The sequence below is a fragment of the Nitratireductor arenosus genome (assembly GCF_009742725.1).
Lineage (GTDB): Bacteria > Pseudomonadota > Alphaproteobacteria > Rhizobiales > Rhizobiaceae > Mangrovimarina > Mangrovimarina arenosa.
The window spans coordinates 828,178-843,961 of record NZ_WPHG01000001.1 but is presented as its reverse complement, the minus strand read 5'-3'; the positions used below and the strand labels follow the sequence as shown (position 1 = coordinate 843,961).

Here is a 15,784-nt window from a genome sequence, read left to right as displayed (position 1 = left end):
TCGACCGGAATCGGCTCATGCGCGGCAGTCTTTTTCTCAAGATATACCTGACCTTGCTGGCGAGCCTCGCGGTCGTGGCGGTCGTTGGCGCCGTCGTTGTGCGTATCGGCCTGGACGAACGCGACACTGGCTGGCGCGCCCAGCGTGACCTGTTCGTGGCGGCGATCCTGCCAGCCGACGGCAGGCCGGAGGAAATCGCGGCGACGCTAAGACGTCTTTCCGAGACGTTCGATACCGATCTTACCCTGTTCGACCGGGACGGCCTCGTTCTGGCTCGCGCCGGCGCGCCGATCGACGCGGTGGTGCTGGACCGGCACGGTCGGCACGCGCGGCGCGAGGATGGACATGTCTTCGTCATGCGGCTTCCTGACGGGCGCGCGCTGGCCGCGCGCATGGACAGGCCGTTCGGACCTTCCGGCCGTAATCCGATCGCCTATCTGGCATTGATCGCCGGCGTGATCGGTATCGCTGCCTACCCGGTCGTGCGGCAATTGACGCGGCGTCTGGAACGGCTGCGACGGGGGGTCGACGCCTGGGGCGAGGGGGCGCTGATGACGCGCGTCGACGATCGCGGCCGCGACGAGGTCGCCGCCGTGGCAAAAAGCTTCAACCGCGCAGCGGCCCAGATCGAGCGTCTGATCCTCGCCCACCGCAGCCTGCTCGCCAATGCCAGTCATGAACTGCGCTCGCCGCTCGCCCGGCTGCGCATGGCAATCGACCTTTACGAGCGTTCGCCGGCAGAGACCACCAAGCAGGAAATCGTTCGCAACCTGGCCGAGGTCGACGAACTGGTCGACGAGATTCTGCTGGCAAGCCGGCTCGCCCATCTCGAGCGGCTGGAAAACAGCCAGACGCTGGATCTGCTGGCACTGGTCACGGAAGAGGGCGCGCGCCAGCAGGTTTCGGTCGGCGGCCGGCCGGCGCAGATCACCGGCGAGCCGCGCCTGATCACTCGTCTGGTGCGCAATCTTATGCAGAACGCGCTGCGTCACGGCGCCCGCCCGGTGACGGCCAGTGTGGTGCAGACGCCGGAGTTTGTCCGGTTGAGCGTCGAGGATCATGGCAAGGGCGTTCCGGAGAGCGAAAGCGCAAGGGTGTTCGAGCCGTTCTACCGGCCGGCCGGCCGCAGCGAGACGGCGGGCGGCTGGGGGCTCGGTCTGTCGCTCGTGCGCCAGATCGCGAATCATCACGGCGCGAGCGTGCGGCTCGAAACGCCGGAGGGCGGCGGGGCGCGGTTCGTGGTGGACTTCCCGCATCGGGCGTAACGCCGAGGCGGGTTTTGAGGCGGCTCCTACGGGCGCTCGGCCAAGACGTTCAGAACCAGTCGGGTTTCATTGACAGCGTCGTGTCGTCGAGACTGTCGAGAAGGTCGCGCTTGACGCGCGTGGCCGGCAGTTCATGCGCGAAGAAATAACGGCAGGCGGCGAGTTTGCCGTCGAGGAAGTCGGGATCGCCGTCGCCGTTCGCGCGCTTTCCGACGGCGGCCACCGCCTGCCTCAGCCACATCCAGGCGATCACGACATGACCGAGCATGTCGAGATAGATCGTCGCATTGGCAAGCCCCAGCCGCGGATTTTTCCCGACGGCGTGGGCAAGTCTGCCGGTGGTGGCGACCGTTTCGGAGAGATGAGTGGCCAGCGTCTCGGCGAAGCCGGCGAGCCCGTCCAGCGTATGCGCCATCTTAATGTCGGCCATGACGCGCTCGGCCAGCGTCCTGACGCCGGCACCACCGGCTTGCGTGATCTTGCGGCCAAGGAGATCCATGCCCTGGATCCCGTGCGTGCCTTCGTGAATCGGGTTCAGCCGGTTGTCGCGATAAAGCCGCTCGACCGGATAGTCGCGCGTATAGCCATAACCACCCAGCACCTGGATCGCGTGTTTGTTGGCCTCAAGACAATATTCGGAGGGCCAGGATTTCACGAGCGGCGTCAAGAGGTCGAGCAGGAGTTCGTCCTCGCGGCGGGCCTGCTCATCCTCGGCCTCGCGGATACGGTCGACCAGGTCGGCCGAATAGAGCACCAGCGCGAGCGCGCCTTCGACGGCCGCCTTCTGGGCCAGAAGCAGGCGTTTGATGTCGGCGTGCTCGATGATCGCCACTGGCGGGCCGGATGGATCCTTGCCGTCGGGATGGCGTCCTTGCGGGCGCTCGCGGGCGTAAGCAAGCGATGCGCGATATCCCGCCGCGGCCAGCGCCACCGCGCCGAGGCCGACGCCGATCCGCGCCTCGTTCATCATCTGGAACATGTAGGCGAGGCCGCGATGCGGTTCGCCGAGCAGATAGCCGATCGCGGGCTCGTCCTCGCCAAAATGAAGCAGGGTGTTGGTCGTGCCGCGATACCCCATCTTGTGATTGAGGCCGGCCAAGACGACGCCATTGCGCTCACTGGCCATGCCATCGGGGTCGAGACGATATTTGGGTACGATGAACAGGGATATGCCCTTCACGCCGGGCGGTGCGCCCTCGATGCGGGCGAGCACCATGTGGACGATATTGTCCGAAATCTCCTGGTCGCCGCCCGAAATCCACATCTTGCGGCCGGAAATCCGGTAGCTGCCGTCGTCGGCCGGCGACGCGCTGGTGACGATGTCGCCAAGCGAGGAGCCGGCTTGCGGCTCGGACAGGCACATCGTTCCGTAGAAGCGGCCCTCGACCATCGGGCGCAGAAACCGCTCTTTCTGCTCGACGGTTCCGAAACTGGCGAGCAGATTGGCGGCGCCCGCGGTCAGAAAGGGATAGCCGGAGGTGCCTATATTGGCCATCATGAATATGAACGAGGCCGCTTGGCGGACCGTCTCCGGCATTTGCATCCCGCCCCATTCACGGTCGAAGGCGGCGCCGAAGAAGCCGGCCTCGCGAAAATGCCGTAACGCTTCGCCCACCGCGTCATCCATGACCACCTTGCCGTCGACGAAGGCGGGTTCGTTTTCGTCGAGCAAGGCCGCGTGCGGTAGGAAATGGTTGATCGCGATCCGTTCCGCCGTGTCGAGGACGCCATCGATCGCGGCGCGATCATAGTCGGCGAAACGCGAATGCGCGGCAAGCCGCGCCGTGTCGAGCAGGTCGTGCAGTTGAAAGGCGAGGTCGGTCCGGTCGATGGTGATCATGCAACGAATGCCGTTTTTCCGCGTTTTACCACAAACCGACCGGCTCGCCCCTGGCACCAATAATCCCGGCAAGGGCAACGCTCTCTAAACGCGCCGCGTTCGGCTGATCCAGACTGGCCGCGGAAGCGTAGAACGTGGCGTATGCCATCGCAAGCGGAGGGCCGCATGAGCAGACAGATCGCGAACAACAGCCTGGTGCGGGCGGCGATGAAGGCACCCTATCTTCAGCGCGAACACGAACACGCGCTCACGGTGCGCTGGAAGGAACGGCAGGACCAAGAGGCGCTGCACGAGGTGGTCGTGGCGCATATGCGCCTCGTCATCTCGATGGCCGCCAAGTTTCGCCGCTACGGGCTGCCGATGAGCGAACTCATCCAGGAGGGGCACGTTGGGTTGCTGGAGGCCGCCGCCAGGTTCGATCCCGGTCGAGGCGTACGCTTTTCGACCTACGCGGCGTGGTGGATCCGCGCGTCGATGCAGGACTTCATCCTGCGCAACTGGTCGATCGTGCGCGGCGGCACCAGCTCCTCGCAAAAGGCCCTGTTTTTTGGCCTCAGACGTTTGCGCGCCAAGCTCGCGCGCCTGGTCCCCGGCGCGCCCGACAGGGTCCTGTTCGATCGAATCGCGAGTACGATCGGCGTGTCGTCGGCGGATGTGGCGCTGATGGATGCGCGGCTTTCCGCCCCGGACCAATCGCTCAACACGCCTGTTGGCGACAGGGATGACGGGCCGAGCGGGGAGCGTCAGGATCTTCTGGTTTCGGACGCGCCTTTGCAGGATCAAACCGTCGGCGGCACGATTGACGGCGAGCGCCGCAGCCGTTGGCTCCGTGAGGCGATGGAGTTTCTGGACCCGCGCGAGCGCGAGATCATCGAAAGGCGTCGCCTGCGAGAGAGCGGAGCGACGCTGGAAAGCCTCGGAGACAGGCTCGGCGTTTCCAAGGAGCGCGTGCGTCAGATCGAAAACCGGGCGCTGGCGAAACTGAAGATCGCCTTGCTTGAGCGCCATCCGGATGCAGCGCCATTCGTGACGTAAAGTTCTCGGCGGCCCAGCTCCGGGGCCGATAAGACAATATCAGCGGTCGGTGATGATCTTCACCCGGTCGCCGGCCGAAACGCCGGCGCCGGGCGGCATCGCGTTCAACAGTCGGAACATCTCAAGCGCACGCCCCACACCGTTCATGCCCGCGGCGAGCGTTCCCGCCGTCTCTCCGGGCTTGACCGTCACCACCCGCACGCGCAGAGGCTTGAGGTTGCGCCGTTCGGAGGCGCTGAGAATCCGGAAGCTACCGGCCACGGTGTTCGCCGTCGGCAGCAGGGCGCTGCTTGCCTGCGGTGCGGCCGTCAGCAGGCGGTATGCCTGACCGCCGGCGCGGAAGACTGCGATGTGGAACTGCCAGCCCTCGGCGCGCGCACGGGCGGTCGCGGCCTCGTTGCCATTGATTTTGATCGAGCGGATGCTGCCTTGATCGAGTCCGGTGACCCAGCCGGATTTCAGATAATCCTCGAGCGAAACGCTGCGCTTAAGCGTCACGCCGTCGAAGCGGATGGCGACATCACCCGGACCGGCAGCGGTGACGGCGGTGGCAGAATTGTCGATAACGAAGCCGTCGGGAACGGTGAAGGCTATGCCGAGGCGCGGATGCAGGAAGTCACTGCCGCGCACGAACCCTTCTTCGGGTGTATCGCCGAACAGCATGCCGTCGATCCCGTCGAGGAAGGAATCGCGATCACGGCCGTCGGCGCCGGCCTGCGCCTGGCGCTGCGCATGGCCGCGCGCCAGATCGATGCGTTGGGGTGCGTTCGGATGCGAGGCGAGGAAGTCGAGGCTGGCGTCGGTGGCGCCGCTTATGCTGCGGAAATCGGAATAGGAAGCCATCGACTGTAGAAAGCGCGCGGCCGCATAGGGGTCGTACCCGGCTTCAGCGATCATGCCGATGCCGATCTTGTCGGCCTCCAGTTCCTGGTTGCGCGAGAATTGTGCCAGACGCAGCTTGCCGCGCACCAGGGCGGCCTTGGCGACCTGATTGCCGCCGAGAACGTCGCTGACAACCTTGGAAGCCAACAGTTCTTCGGCTTCCTTCTGCTGTCGCTGAAGACCGTGATTGGCGGTAACATGACCCATTTCGTGTGCGATGACGGCGGCTAGCTCGGCCGAATCATTGGCGAGCGCCAGCAGCCCGCGCGTCACGTAGAGGAAGCCTCCAGGCAAGGCGAAGGCGTTGACGTTGGGAGAGTTCAGGATAGTGATCTGATAGGTTTGGTCGGGGCTGCCGGAAACCAGCGTCAGGCTGCCGACAACCTTGGCGACCATACGCTCGAGCTTCGGGTCGGAATATTCGCCGCCATAGGTCGCCAGGATGCGGGGGTGCTGGGCGCGCGCCAATTCCACCATCCGGTCGTTGCGCGTTACCGTGTCGACGGTCACCGGATTGGTGGAAGGAACGAAAGCCTGCTCGCTTATGCCGCCATCCAGGCTCTGGCAGCCGCCAACCCACAGTGCAAGCGCGAGCACGCCGGCGAGACGGCGCGCCATGCGGGCGGGGAACACCGGCAGATGCCCCGCTAGGGTTGGCTGACATGTCGTGGACAGAACGATCCCTTTCCTGGCCTGGCGAAACGCGGCGCTTTCAAACGATATGCGATGCCCGGTGCGGGTCATACCCGTTTCGGCCATGCGCCATGATCAACGATATCGCCAGCGCTTTTTTTGCAACGCCACATATGTGGCGTACAATTTTGGCGGCATGCGGGCAACTTTCCGTTACCGGAGGCCGATATTCGTCATTTTGACGGCGTATCGCCGAGATAACGTCCCAGCGCCGCGCCGCCTTTGTGTGAAAACATGTGGTCGGTCGCGCCGGTTTCAACCACCTGGCCATGCTCGAGGAAGGCGAGATGCGGCGCGATGGCGCGCGCGTCGTCGGGATTGTGGGTCACCATGACCACTGTCATGCCGGTTTTTCGCTGAAGGTCGGCCACGATCGCGAGCATATCCTGGCGCAGGGCCGGTCCCAGCGAGGCGAAGGGCTCGTCGAGCAGCAGGACGGGGCGATTGCGTACGAAAACCCGGGCGAGCGCGACGCGCTGCCGTTCGCCGCCCGACAGCTCGCGCGGCAGGCGCTTTTCCTTGCCGGCAAGGCCGACCTGGGCAAGGGCCGCGGCCACGTCGACGTGGTCAGACTCGGTGAGGCGCAGATTGGGCGCGCGGCCGAGCCCGACATTCGCGGCGACGTCGAGATGGGCGAACAGGTTGTTTTCCTGAAACACCATCGTGACCGGCCGCGCGGCCGGCGACAATGCCGTGACATCGCGGCCGCCGATCAGGATGCGGCCGGATCGCGGCGTCTCGAAGCCGGCAATCAGCGACAACAGCGTCGACTTGCCCGACCCGCTGGGGCCCATCAGGGCGAGAACCTGCCCGGCGGGCACGTTAAGATCGAAAATCATCTCCGTACCGCCGGGATAGGCGAAGCCCACCCGGTCGAGAACGATGTCGGTGGGGGGACCGGTGTCGGTACGGGTCAGGGTGATGTCCTCCCGCGCTGGTCGACCAGCAGCATTAGAGCGAAGCACAATACCGCCAGCACCAGCGCGAGCCCGGCCGCGTCGGCGGTGCGGTAACTGCCCAGACGCGCGAACAGCAGATAGGGCAATGTCTGCACCTGGTCGCTGCCGAACAGCGCGATCACGCCGAGGTCGCCGAGCGACAGTGCCATGGCGAAGGCGAAGGCGGTCAGAAGCGGGCGTCTCAGCGCGGGCCAGTCGATCAGCCGCAACCGGGTGAAGCCGGTGATGCCCAGACTGGCGCAGAGCCGGTCGTGGCTTTCGGCCGCCGCATCGTGGGCCGGGCGCAGCGCCCTGAGCGCGAACGGTATCGCCATCACCGCATTGACGGTGATCACCATGATCGGAGCGATGGCGAAGGCGTTGGCGAAGTGGCGCAACAGGACGAACCAACCCGCGCCCAGGACGATCGGCGGCACGACAAGCACCAGGCTGGCGCCCTGGTCCATGGCGCGTTCGGCGAGCGAGGCCGGGTTTGCCGCGCGCGCGCCTGCCAGCGCGTGGCGCGTCCTGACGAGCGCGTAAGTCAGCATCAGGCATAAGACCGCAGCGCAGACCGCCAGGACGAGGCTGGTCGCGGCGGCACGATGAACGGCTGCCTCGCCGGCCAGGCGCGGCAGGTCGGCCCGCAGCCCGGCGACCAGAACAGCCGCCAGCGGCGCGGCGACATAGGTGGCGGCGAGCGCGATCAGGCAGAGATTGGCGAGGCGTTCGCCGGTTCCGGGCGCGGAGAAGCGCCGCGCTGAAACCGAAGGATTGGCCTCGGCGGTCAGGTCCGCGCCGAGGCGGAAAAGCAAATAGAGGGCAAATCCGGTCAGGGCGAGTTGCAGCGCGGTCAGGACCAGAGCGCGCGCGGGATCGAAATCGAAGCGCAGCGCCTGGTAGATCGCCACTTCGAGCGTGGTCGCGGCCGGCCCGCCACCCAGTACCAGGACGATGGTGAAGGAGGTGACGCATAGCATGAAGACGATGCCCGCAACGCCGCCGAGGCTGGCGCGGATCGCCGGCCATTCGATGAAGCGAAAACGGGCGCGGGCGTTCATGCCGAGCTGACTGGCCAGCCGCCACTGGTCGGCCGGCACGGTGTCGAGCGCCTGCAACAGGAAACGGGTGGCGAGCGGTAGGTTGAAGAAGGTATGGGCCACCAGGATCCCGGCCAGACCGTAGGCGCCCGGCCAGCGCCCGACGCCCAGCGCGGCATAAAGATCGGCGATCAGGCCCGAACGGCCGAACAGCGCCAGAATGCCGAGAGCGGCGACCAGCGGCGGCAAGGCCAGCGGCAGCGCGAACAGCCGCAGCACTAGGGTGCGGCCGGGAAAGGCTGGATGACGTGCCAGCGCGCGCGCCACGAAGATCGCCGGCACGACCGACAGCACGGTCGACAGTAGGGCTTGCCACAGCGTGAAGCGCACAACGCGCAGCAGATAGGCGTCGGGCGCGGCGACAAGCGCCTGTGGCGCGCGCATCGCCTCTAACAGCAGACCGGCGCCCGCGCCCGCCACCAGCAGCGCGATGAAGGCGAGCGCGGCGAAGCCGGCCCGGGGAGGGCCGGCTGTCATCAGCGGCTCATGACGGCGAGCCACTCATCGACCCACGCGTCGCGGTTTTCGGCCACGTCCTCGGGGCTGAACAGCAGGCTCTCTTGCGGCTGAACCAGCTTATCGAAGGCCGGATCGAGCGGTTTCGAGGTCTCTCCGGCCGGAAACATCCAGTTGGTCTCGGGAATGACATCCTGGAAGGCGGGCCCGGTCATGAAGGAAAGAAACGCACGCGCGAGCGGGTTTTCCGCTCCTTTACGGGTCAGGCCGGCGATCTCGATCTGCAGATAATGGCCTTCAGAGAACGCTGCGGCCCGGTAGCGGTCGGCGTCTTCGGCGATCATGTGATAGGCGGGCGAGGTCGTGTAGGACAGCACCATCGGCGCTTCGCCGCTGGTGAACAGCCCATAGGCCTCGCTCCAGCCGGGCGTCACGGTCAGAACGCGGTCGGAGAGCTTCTCCCAGGCCGCGGCGGCGTCTTCGCCATAGACCGACTTCACCCATAACAACAGGCCAAGGCCGGGTGTGGAGGTGCGCGGATCCTGGATGACGATCTTTTCCTCGCTGTCGCCCTCGACCAGCGCCTTCAGGCTCGCGGGCGGATCCTGGATCACCTCGCTGTCGTAGACGACGGCGAAATAACCGTAATCATAGGGCACGAAAAATTCGTCGGTATAACCGCCGGGAACCGAGACGGCCGCGGTGTCGATCCCGTGCGGGGCGAACAGTCCAGTCTGCTTGGCGTCGACGACGAGATTGGTATCGAGCCCGAGCACGATGTCGGCCCTGGCGGCGTCGCCTTCCAGGCGCAGCCGGTTCAGCAGGGCGACGCCGTCGGCGACCGAGACGAATTCCAGATCACAGGCGCATTCGGCCTCGAAGGCATTTTCCACCAGCGGGCCGGGCCCCCACTCGGCGGTGAAGCTCTCATAGGTGTAAACGGTGACCTTGTTTTTGACGTCCTGCGCGGCTGCCGGCTGGGCAAGCAGCAGGGCGGTCAGGCCGGTTGTCAACATCGTCATGGGTCTTAGTGCGCGCATGAGCGCCTCCTCTCGTTCGTGTTGAAAGGGAAATCAGGCGCTTTGCAACGAGCGTCTAATCCCTCCGCCGGTACAAACCGGATCAGGTTCGGCGGGTTGGCCGGGACGTACCCGAATGCCTCTCAGCCCCGGCAAAACATGCCGTGGCACCCCGTTAGAGCACCGGCTTCATAAGACGTCGCGAGACCCCTTGCAAGCCGGCCGGGAAAACCGCACGCGCGGTTTGGTCGCTCCGAAACAGTCGAGTTGACCCGCGTGGGCTTCCTCTCGGCACCGGTCCTTGATACTGGGGCTCGGCATGAGCCGATTTGCCATCCTTCTCGGCGGCGACGTCGTTCGCACGCCGCGCCTCGACGCCGCGCTTGCCGGCACGCGCGTGCTCGCAGCCGATTCCGGCATGCGCCACGCGGCCCGGCTCGGGATCGAGCCGGAACTGTGGGTCGGCGATTTCGATTCGGTCTCGCAAGCCGAGATCGCCCGCCACGGCGCGGTTGCGCGCGAGGTCTTTCCGCCGGACAAGGACCAGACCGACGGCGAACTCGCCATCGAGGCGGCGCTGGCCAGGGGCGCGACCGCGCTGGTTCTGGTGGGTGCGTTCGGCGGTCCGCGCGCCGACCACGCTTTCCTGCACATGACGGCGGCGATCAGGCTGGCCGAACGCGGCGTGGCGACCATGCTTACAAGCGGCGTTGAGGAGGGCCATCCGCTTCTTGCCGGGGCGGAGGCGCATTACGACTACGCGCCCGGTACGCTGTTCAGCATCCTCGCCTTTTCCGGGTTGTCGGGTCTCAGCGTCAAGGGCGCGAAATGGCCGCTCGACGATGTCGAGATCGCGTTCGGGTCTTCATTGACCCTGTCGAACGAGGTGGCCGGGCCGCTTCGCCTTTGCCTCGACACGGGGCGCGCGATGCTGCTCGCCCATCCGCAATCGACAAAGGCGGACTGACCACTCATGGCTCCACCGCTGCTGCGCCTCGACGCAATCCGACTTACCTTCGGCGGCACGCCGCTGCTCGACGATGTGACGCTTTCGGTCGCGCCGGGCGAAAAGATTGCGCTTGTCGGGCGCAACGGTTCGGGCAAGTCGACCTTGCTGAAGATCGCGGCCGGCCTGGTAGAGCCGCAGGACGGCGAGGTGTTTCGCCACCCCGCAGTGACGGTCCGTTACCTGCCGCAGGCGCCGGATTTCGAAGGATTTTCTACCGTCGAGGCCTATGTCGAGGCTGGGCTCGGCCCGGCGGATGATCCGTATCGCGCGGCCTATCTGATCGAAAGTCTGGGCCTTGAGGCGGGTGCGGATCCGCAGCGGCTTTCGGGCGGTGAGGCGCGCCGGGCCGCGCTTGCCCGGGTTCTTGCACCCGAACCGGACATTCTCCTGCTCGACGAGCCGACCAACCATCTCGACCTGTCGACGATCGAATGGCTGGAAGACGAGCTGTCGCGGACCACTTCGGCGGCGGTCGTGATCTCGCACGACCGGCGTTTCCTGGAGACGGTGACGCGCGCGACCGTGTGGCTCGACCGGGGCGCGGCGCGGCGCCTCGACAAGGGGTTCGCCCATTTCGAGGCCTGGCGCGACACGCTCCTGGAGGAGGAGGAGCGTGAGCAGCACAAGCTTGGCCGCCAGATCGTGCGCGAGGAGCATTGGCTGCGCTACGGCGTGACCGCGCGGCGCAAGCGCAATATGCGCCGCCTTGGCGAATTGACCACGCTGCGCGAGCGGTTTCGCAGTCATCACGGCGCGGAGGGCGCCGCCAAGCTGGTCGCCAGCGACGCGGCGGATTCGGGCAAGCTCGTCATCGAGGCCAAGGCGATCGCCAAACGCTTCGAAGGCCCGGCCGTGGTCGACAATTTCTCGATCCGCATCCAGCGCGGCGATCGGATCGGCCTGGTCGGCCCGAACGGGGCCGGCAAGACCACGCTCCTGAAGATGCTGATCGGAGACCTCGCGCCGGACAGCGGCACGGTCCGGCTCGGGGTCAATCTGGAGATCGCCACGCTCGACCAGCGGCGCGACGCGCTCGACCCGGACGAGACCCTGGCGCATTTTCTGACTGACGGTCGCGGCGAGACGGTCTCCGTCAATGGCGAGGAACGCCACGTCGTTTCCTATATGAAGGATTTCCTGTTCAAGCCGGAACAGGCGCGCACGCCGGTGCAGGAACTCTCGGGCGGCGAGAAGGCGCGGCTCATCCTGGCGCGGCTTCTGGCGCGGCCGGCTAATCTGCTGGTGCTCGACGAGCCGACCAACGATCTCGACATGGAGACGCTCGACCTATTGCAGGAACTCGTCGCCGGCTTCCCGGGCACGGTTATCCTGGTCTCCCACGATCGCGACTTCCTCGACCGTACGGTGACCAGCACGATCGCCCCGGAGGGAAGCGGCCGCTGGGTCGACTATGCCGGCGGCTACACCGACATGCTTGCCCAGCGCGGTAGCGCGCGCTTTTCGCTTCGCGCCGCCGACAAGAAAGGCGGAACCAAATCCGAGAGCAGTCCGACGTCTCCCGCCGTGCGTTCACAGCCGGCCAGGCAACCGGCCCGGAAACTCTCCTACAAGCAGAAATTCGCACTCGAGACCTTGCCGGGCAAGATCGATCAGGCCGAAAGTGAGATCGAAAAACTGGAAGTCCGGCTCGCCGATCCGGAGTTTTATGTGCGCGATCCGGAAGGATTTGCCAGGATTGCCGCAAAGCTCGATGGTAAGAAGGCGGAACTGGCCGCCATGGAGGAGGAATGGCTGGAACTGGAGATGCTGCGCGAGACGGTCGAGCAAGGGTAAGGCCGGTGCGCGGGTCGGCCTCCGCGGTGACGTTGCGGCCGCCGCGACCGGGCGAGGTCGGATTGCTGACGGCTGTGTGCCTGCGGTCCAAGGCGCATTGGGGCTATGACCGGGCGTTCATGGAGGCCTGCCGCGCGGAACTCACGCTGACGGAGGCAGACCTCGAAATGAACCGGCTGCAGGTTGCCCTGCGCGACGGCGCGATCGTCGGCGTTGCCGAGATCGCGCTTGCCGATGACGAGGCGGATCTGGAAAAACTGTTTGTCGCTCCCGAGGCGATGGGCTGCGGTGTGGGAGGCATGCTGTTCGCATGGGCGGTGGCGGCGTGCCGGCAAGGCGGCGCCCGGCGCATGATCATCGAGGCCGACCCCGATGCGGCGGCCTTTTACCGCAGGCACGGCGCGCGCGACGCCGGCCAGTCGCCCTCGGGCTCGATCCCCGGCCGGTTCCTGCCGCGCCTGGTGCTTGACTTCTAATCGTGCCGTGGGTGGCTTTTTTTGAAAGCGGCCTTCTGACCGGCGGACGCCTCGGTCTGGTGTTTCGCGCGCCATTCCTCGTAGGGCATGCCGTAGACGATCTCGCGCGCGTCTTCCTTCGACAGCGTGACGCCGTCGGCCTCGGCCGCGTCGCGGTACCAGTTCGACAGGCAGTTGCGGCAGAAGCCGGCCAGATTCATCAAGTCGATATTCTGCACATCGGTGCGCGCGCGCAGATGATCGCGCAAGGCGCGGAACGCGGCGGCCTCGAAGTCGCGCTGTTGTTCTGGCGTCAATTTATTCATGTGATCGCTCCCTGTCAGACTGGGCCGGTTCGTGAACCGAACTGCTTCACCTGATGGATATCGGCCCGGCTGTCGACCGCGTCAAGGATAGGAGCCAGCCGCTCGGCCCAGCGCGCCGCGCTGACCTCGGTCGCGATCAGGTCCTGGCGCAGCTCGATCAGCACATGCGCGTAGCCGTTGACGATGGCATGGCGGAACATCGTGTCGCCGCGCAACGCGCCGTCGTAAGGCTCGTTGTCGCCGACCACGAGGTCGTTCTCGGCGCGCAGCGCCTCCAGCACCGGTTTGACCGCGCGGTCGTCGCTGTCCCACAGAATGCCGACATGCCATGGCCGGCGCCGACCCTGCATGGCAGGGGTGAAAGAGTGGATCGAGACGATGAAGGGCGCTCGGCCGCTTGCCGCGGCGACCGAGGCCGTCATCGCGGCGACGGCGTCGTGGTAGGGACGGTAGAACCGGTCGAGCCGCTGTTCGCGTTCCCGCCGGCTCATCGGATAATTGCCGGTTATGACGGTGCCGTCATAGAGCTGGCGAATCAGTGTCGGGTCGTCCTCGCCGCGATTGGGATCGATCAGCAGCCGCGAGAAGCCGGCCAGAACGGCCGGAGCGCCGATCAGGGCGGCAAGGCGCCGCACCACCCATTCCACGCCGATATCGTAGGCGATGTGGCGTTCGAATTCGGCGGCCGCAAGACCGAGATCGCCATATTCGTCGGGCACGGCGTTGCGGGCATGGTCGCCGATCAGGACGATGCCGCGGTCGCGCGGGCCGTCTACGATCTCGACGGGGGAAAAGAGGGCGGAGCGGGTCATGGGCGTAGCAAACCGAAAAGTGGGAACCTGTCCGATTGACCGAATGGAAGAGGCGGTGCATGTCCTTTCACGACCGGTGGCGGATGGCAATGCCGTTGTTTCGACACTGTTGTGGCTGATGCCAAAGGCGATCGTGCCGCCATGGGGCGACCGATGGCGGCGCAGCCGCGTTGACACGGGCGTACAGTTTTCCGAAAAGGAGGAACGGACAATGTTTCGTTCACGGGTGAGGGGCAGCTTTATGGATTTTGCAGGCGTTCGATCTGCAGTCCGCTGCGCAAGCATGTCGCTTCCCGTTCTGGTTTTCCTTTTTCTCGCGGGCACCACGCAATCGGCGAGGGCCGATTTCCGCGTTTGCAACGCCACGCAGAACCTCGTCGGCGTGGCCATCGGCTATCGCGCCAGCGCGGGCTGGATCACCGAGGGGTGGTGGCATATCGAGGGCTCGACCTGCAAAACCCTGATCGAGGGACGGCTGTCGTCACGCTATTATTATCTTTATGCGGAAGATGCCGAACGGGGCGGACGCTGGGACGGGCCGATCAACATGTGCATCGCCGACAAGGAATTCAAAATCGTCGGCGTGCGCGACTGCATCCCGCGCGGTTTTCAGCGGGCCGGGTTCCAGGAATATGATACCGGTCAGCAGGCGAGCTGGATGGTCCAGCTCACCGACGAACCGGCAACCGACGGTACCGCCGCCGTCACGGGAACGGGTAACCAATGAAACGCAGCCGCAAGGTCCGGATCCTCGCGACACTCGGCCCGGCCTCCTCCGACGAGGTCATGATCCGCAAGCTCTACGAGGCGGGCGCGGACGTTTTCCGCATCAATATGAGTCATGCCGACCATCCGCTGATGCGCACGCTTGTCGAGCGTATCCGTTCGGTCGAAAAGGCCGTCAGCCGGCCGATAGGCATTCTGGCGGACCTGCAGGGACCGAAATTGCGGGTCGGCAAGTTCGCCGACGGCGCGGTCGAGCTGGAAGTCGGCCAGACGTTCATCTTCGACGATAATCCGGAACCGGGCAACGCCAAGCGTGTCGAGCTGCCACACCCAGAAATCCTGCGCTCGGTCAAAAAAGGCGACCGGCTGCTGATCGATGACGGCCGGCTGCAGCTCAAGGCGGTCAAGACGACCGGAACCGCGATCGAAGCCGAGGTGGTCGCGGGCACGAGAATATCCGACCGTAAAGGCGTGAGCCTGCCCGATACCGATCTGCCCGTCGGGGCGCTTACCGACAAGGACCGGCGCGACCTCGACGCCGTGTTGCAGGCCGGCGTCGACTGGATCGCGCTGTCCTTCATCCAGCGGCCCGAGGACCTCGCCGAGGTGCGCAAGGTGGCGCGCGGTCGCGCGGCGCTGATGTCGAAGATCGAAAAGCCCCAGGCGGTCGCACGGCTGGCTGAAATCATCGAGCTTTCGGACGCGCTGATGGTGGCGCGTGGCGATCTTGGGGTGGAAATGCCGATCGAGGCGGTACCCGGCATCCAGAAGCAACTCACCCGCGCGGCGCGGCGCGCCGGCAAACCGGTGGTGGTCGCCACGCAGATGCTGGAATCGATGATTTCAGCCCCGGCGCCGACCCGGGCGGAAGTGTCGGACGTTGCCACCGCGGTCTTCGAGGGCGCGGACGCCATCATGCTGTCGGCCGAATCCGCTGCCGGCGACTATCCGGTCGAGGCGGTGGGAATGATGAATGCCATCGCCGAACAGGTCGAGAAGGATCCGACCTATGCCGGCATCGTCCATGCCCAGCGCGCCGAGCCGGAAGCGACCGGCGCGGATGCGATCTCGCTGGCCGCGCGCCAGATCGCCGAGACGCTTAAGCTGTCGGCGATCGTGTGCTACACTTCGTCAGGGACGACGGGACTGCGCGCGGCGCGCGAGCGGCCGCAAGTGCCGATCATCGCGCTGTCGCCGGTGGTCGAGACGGCGCGCCGCCTGTCGCTCGTGTGGGGCACGCATTGCGTGGTCACGCCGGATGCGACCGATCTCGACGACATGGTCGACCGCGCCTGCCGGATCGCCTTTTCCGAAGGCTTCTGCCGTCCTGGCGACCGTATCATCGTCACCGCCGGCGTGCCGCTCAGGACGCCCGGCGCCACCAATATGCTCAGGATCGCCTATATCGGCTCGGACGGGCTGAGCGGCATCTGA

At 65.9% G+C, this 15,784-nt stretch carries 14 protein-coding genes and 1 riboswitch; of the genes, 7 read left to right on the top strand and 7 right to left on the bottom strand.

Annotation, left to right across the window (positions count from 1 at the left end; all coding sequences use genetic code 11):
• Positions 1–17 precede the first annotated feature (17 nt).
• A complete protein-coding gene (locus GN330_RS04020) occupies positions 18–1,265 on the top strand; it encodes a sensor histidine kinase (RefSeq protein ID WP_156711354.1) in 1,248 nt (415 codons plus the stop codon).
• A gap of 49 nt (positions 1,266–1,314) precedes the next feature.
• Here GN330_RS04020 and GN330_RS04015 read toward each other — a convergent pair whose 3' ends face one another.
• On the bottom strand, positions 1,315–3,105 hold the full coding sequence (locus GN330_RS04015) for an acyl-CoA dehydrogenase family protein (RefSeq protein ID WP_156711353.1): 1,791 nt from the start codon (positions 3,103–3,105) through the stop codon (positions 1,315–1,317).
• Between the two features lie 165 nt (positions 3,106–3,270).
• On the opposite strand from GN330_RS04015, the gene GN330_RS04010 reads away from it, so the two are divergent.
• On the top strand, positions 3,271–4,140 hold the full coding sequence (locus tag GN330_RS04010; protein WP_156711352.1) for an RNA polymerase factor sigma-32: 870 nt from the start codon (positions 3,271–3,273) through the stop codon (positions 4,138–4,140).
• Between the two features lie 39 nt (positions 4,141–4,179).
• Here the strand turns inward: GN330_RS04010 and GN330_RS04005 are convergent, their stop codons facing one another.
• From GN330_RS04005 to thiB, 4 genes are all read right to left on the bottom strand, one after another.
• Positions 4,180–5,640: a M48 family metalloprotease gene (locus GN330_RS04005; protein WP_156711351.1), complete on the bottom strand. Its 1,461-nt coding sequence runs from the start codon at positions 5,638–5,640 to the stop codon at positions 4,180–4,182.
• A 248-nt stretch (positions 5,641–5,888) separates the two neighbouring features.
• Positions 5,889–6,638, bottom strand: coding sequence for a thiamine ABC transporter ATP-binding protein (gene thiQ / locus GN330_RS04000; RefSeq protein ID WP_425487155.1), 750 nt, complete (start codon positions 6,636–6,638; stop codon positions 5,889–5,891).
• Entirely contained in the window at positions 6,629–8,230 is a 1,602-nt protein-coding gene (thiP, locus tag GN330_RS03995; protein ID WP_156711349.1) for a thiamine/thiamine pyrophosphate ABC transporter permease, read from the bottom strand. The genes thiQ and thiP overlap by 10 nt, the downstream gene beginning before the upstream one ends.
• Positions 8,230–9,249 (bottom strand): thiamine ABC transporter substrate binding subunit, encoded by a 1,020-nt coding sequence (gene thiB / locus GN330_RS03990; protein ID WP_156711348.1) that lies wholly within the window; start codon positions 9,247–9,249, stop codon positions 8,230–8,232. Before thiB ends, thiP begins: the two co-directional genes overlap by 1 nt.
• A gap of 42 nt (positions 9,250–9,291) precedes the next feature.
• A riboswitch (TPP riboswitch) is annotated at positions 9,292–9,413 on the bottom strand.
• A 134-nt stretch (positions 9,414–9,547) separates the two neighbouring features.
• Here thiB and GN330_RS03985 point away from each other — a divergent pair.
• Genes GN330_RS03985 through GN330_RS23680 form a run of 3 tightly spaced genes read left to right on the top strand, consistent with a single transcriptional unit; the run spans position 9,548 to position 12,507 of the window.
• Positions 9,548–10,195 carry a thiamine diphosphokinase gene (locus GN330_RS03985; RefSeq protein WP_156711347.1) on the top strand — a complete coding sequence of 216 codons (648 nt, stop codon included), beginning with the start codon at positions 9,548–9,550 and terminating at the stop codon, positions 10,193–10,195.
• 6 nt (positions 10,196–10,201) lie between these two features.
• Complete coding sequence (locus GN330_RS03980) at positions 10,202–12,031, top strand: ABC-F family ATP-binding cassette domain-containing protein (protein ID WP_156711346.1); 1,830 nt, start codon at positions 10,202–10,204, stop codon at positions 12,029–12,031.
• 5 nt (positions 12,032–12,036) lie between these two features.
• Positions 12,037–12,507 (top strand): GNAT family N-acetyltransferase, encoded by a 471-nt coding sequence (locus tag GN330_RS23680; protein WP_343040239.1) that lies wholly within the window; start codon positions 12,037–12,039, stop codon positions 12,505–12,507.
• Here the strand turns inward: GN330_RS23680 and GN330_RS03970 are convergent.
• Together GN330_RS03970 and GN330_RS03965 are read right to left on the bottom strand one after the other, a co-directional pair.
• Positions 12,504–12,812, bottom strand: coding sequence for a DUF1244 domain-containing protein (locus GN330_RS03970; protein WP_156711344.1), 309 nt, complete (start codon positions 12,810–12,812; stop codon positions 12,504–12,506). The two genes, GN330_RS23680 and GN330_RS03970, sit on opposite strands and share 4 nt — an antisense overlap.
• Positions 12,813–12,826: 14 nt before the next feature.
• Positions 12,827–13,624 carry an N-formylglutamate amidohydrolase gene (locus tag GN330_RS03965; RefSeq protein ID WP_156711343.1) on the bottom strand — a complete coding sequence of 266 codons (798 nt, stop codon included), beginning with the start codon at positions 13,622–13,624 and terminating at the stop codon, positions 12,827–12,829.
• 283 nt (positions 13,625–13,907) lie between these two features.
• Here GN330_RS03965 and GN330_RS03960 point away from each other — a divergent pair, with 283 nt between their 5' ends.
• A complete protein-coding gene (locus GN330_RS03960) occupies positions 13,908–14,351 on the top strand; it encodes a DUF1036 domain-containing protein (protein ID WP_197435073.1) in 444 nt (147 codons plus the stop codon).
• The gene (pyk, locus tag GN330_RS03955) at positions 14,348–15,784 is read left to right on the top strand and encodes a pyruvate kinase (RefSeq protein WP_156711342.1); all 1,437 of its coding nucleotides are present in this window, start codon (positions 14,348–14,350) and stop codon (positions 15,782–15,784) included. Before GN330_RS03960 ends, pyk begins: the two co-directional genes overlap by 4 nt.

What these genes read in the sequence shown, in the direction of transcription:
- GN330_RS04010 (WP_156711352.1), top strand. Translation starts at nt 3,271, where the DNA reads ATGAGCAGACAGATCGCGAACAACAGCCTGGTGCGGGCGGCGATGAAG.
- GN330_RS03980 (WP_156711346.1), top strand. Translation starts at nt 10,202, where the DNA reads ATGGCTCCACCGCTGCTGCGCCTCGACGCAATCCGACTTACCTTCGGC.
- thiB (WP_156711348.1), bottom strand. Translation starts at nt 9,249, where the DNA reads ATGCGCGCACTAAGACCCATGACGATGTTGACAACCGGCCTGACCGCC.
- GN330_RS03985 (WP_156711347.1), top strand. Translation starts at nt 9,548, where the DNA reads ATGAGCCGATTTGCCATCCTTCTCGGCGGCGACGTCGTTCGCACGCCG.
- GN330_RS03960 (WP_197435073.1), top strand. Translation starts at nt 13,908, where the DNA reads ATGTCGCTTCCCGTTCTGGTTTTCCTTTTTCTCGCGGGCACCACGCAA.
- GN330_RS04015 (WP_156711353.1), bottom strand. Translation starts at nt 3,105, where the DNA reads ATGATCACCATCGACCGGACCGACCTCGCCTTTCAACTGCACGACCTG.
- thiP (WP_156711349.1), bottom strand. Translation starts at nt 8,230, where the DNA reads ATGACAGCCGGCCCTCCCCGGGCCGGCTTCGCCGCGCTCGCCTTCATC.
- pyk (WP_156711342.1), top strand. Translation starts at nt 14,348, where the DNA reads ATGAAACGCAGCCGCAAGGTCCGGATCCTCGCGACACTCGGCCCGGCC.
- GN330_RS03970 (WP_156711344.1), bottom strand. Translation starts at nt 12,812, where the DNA reads ATGAATAAATTGACGCCAGAACAACAGCGCGACTTCGAGGCCGCCGCG.
- GN330_RS03965 (WP_156711343.1), bottom strand. Translation starts at nt 13,624, where the DNA reads ATGACCCGCTCCGCCCTCTTTTCCCCCGTCGAGATCGTAGACGGCCCG.
- GN330_RS04020 (WP_156711354.1), top strand. Translation starts at nt 18, where the DNA reads ATGCGCGGCAGTCTTTTTCTCAAGATATACCTGACCTTGCTGGCGAGC.
- GN330_RS04005 (WP_156711351.1), bottom strand. Translation starts at nt 5,640, where the DNA reads ATGGCGCGCCGTCTCGCCGGCGTGCTCGCGCTTGCACTGTGGGTTGGC.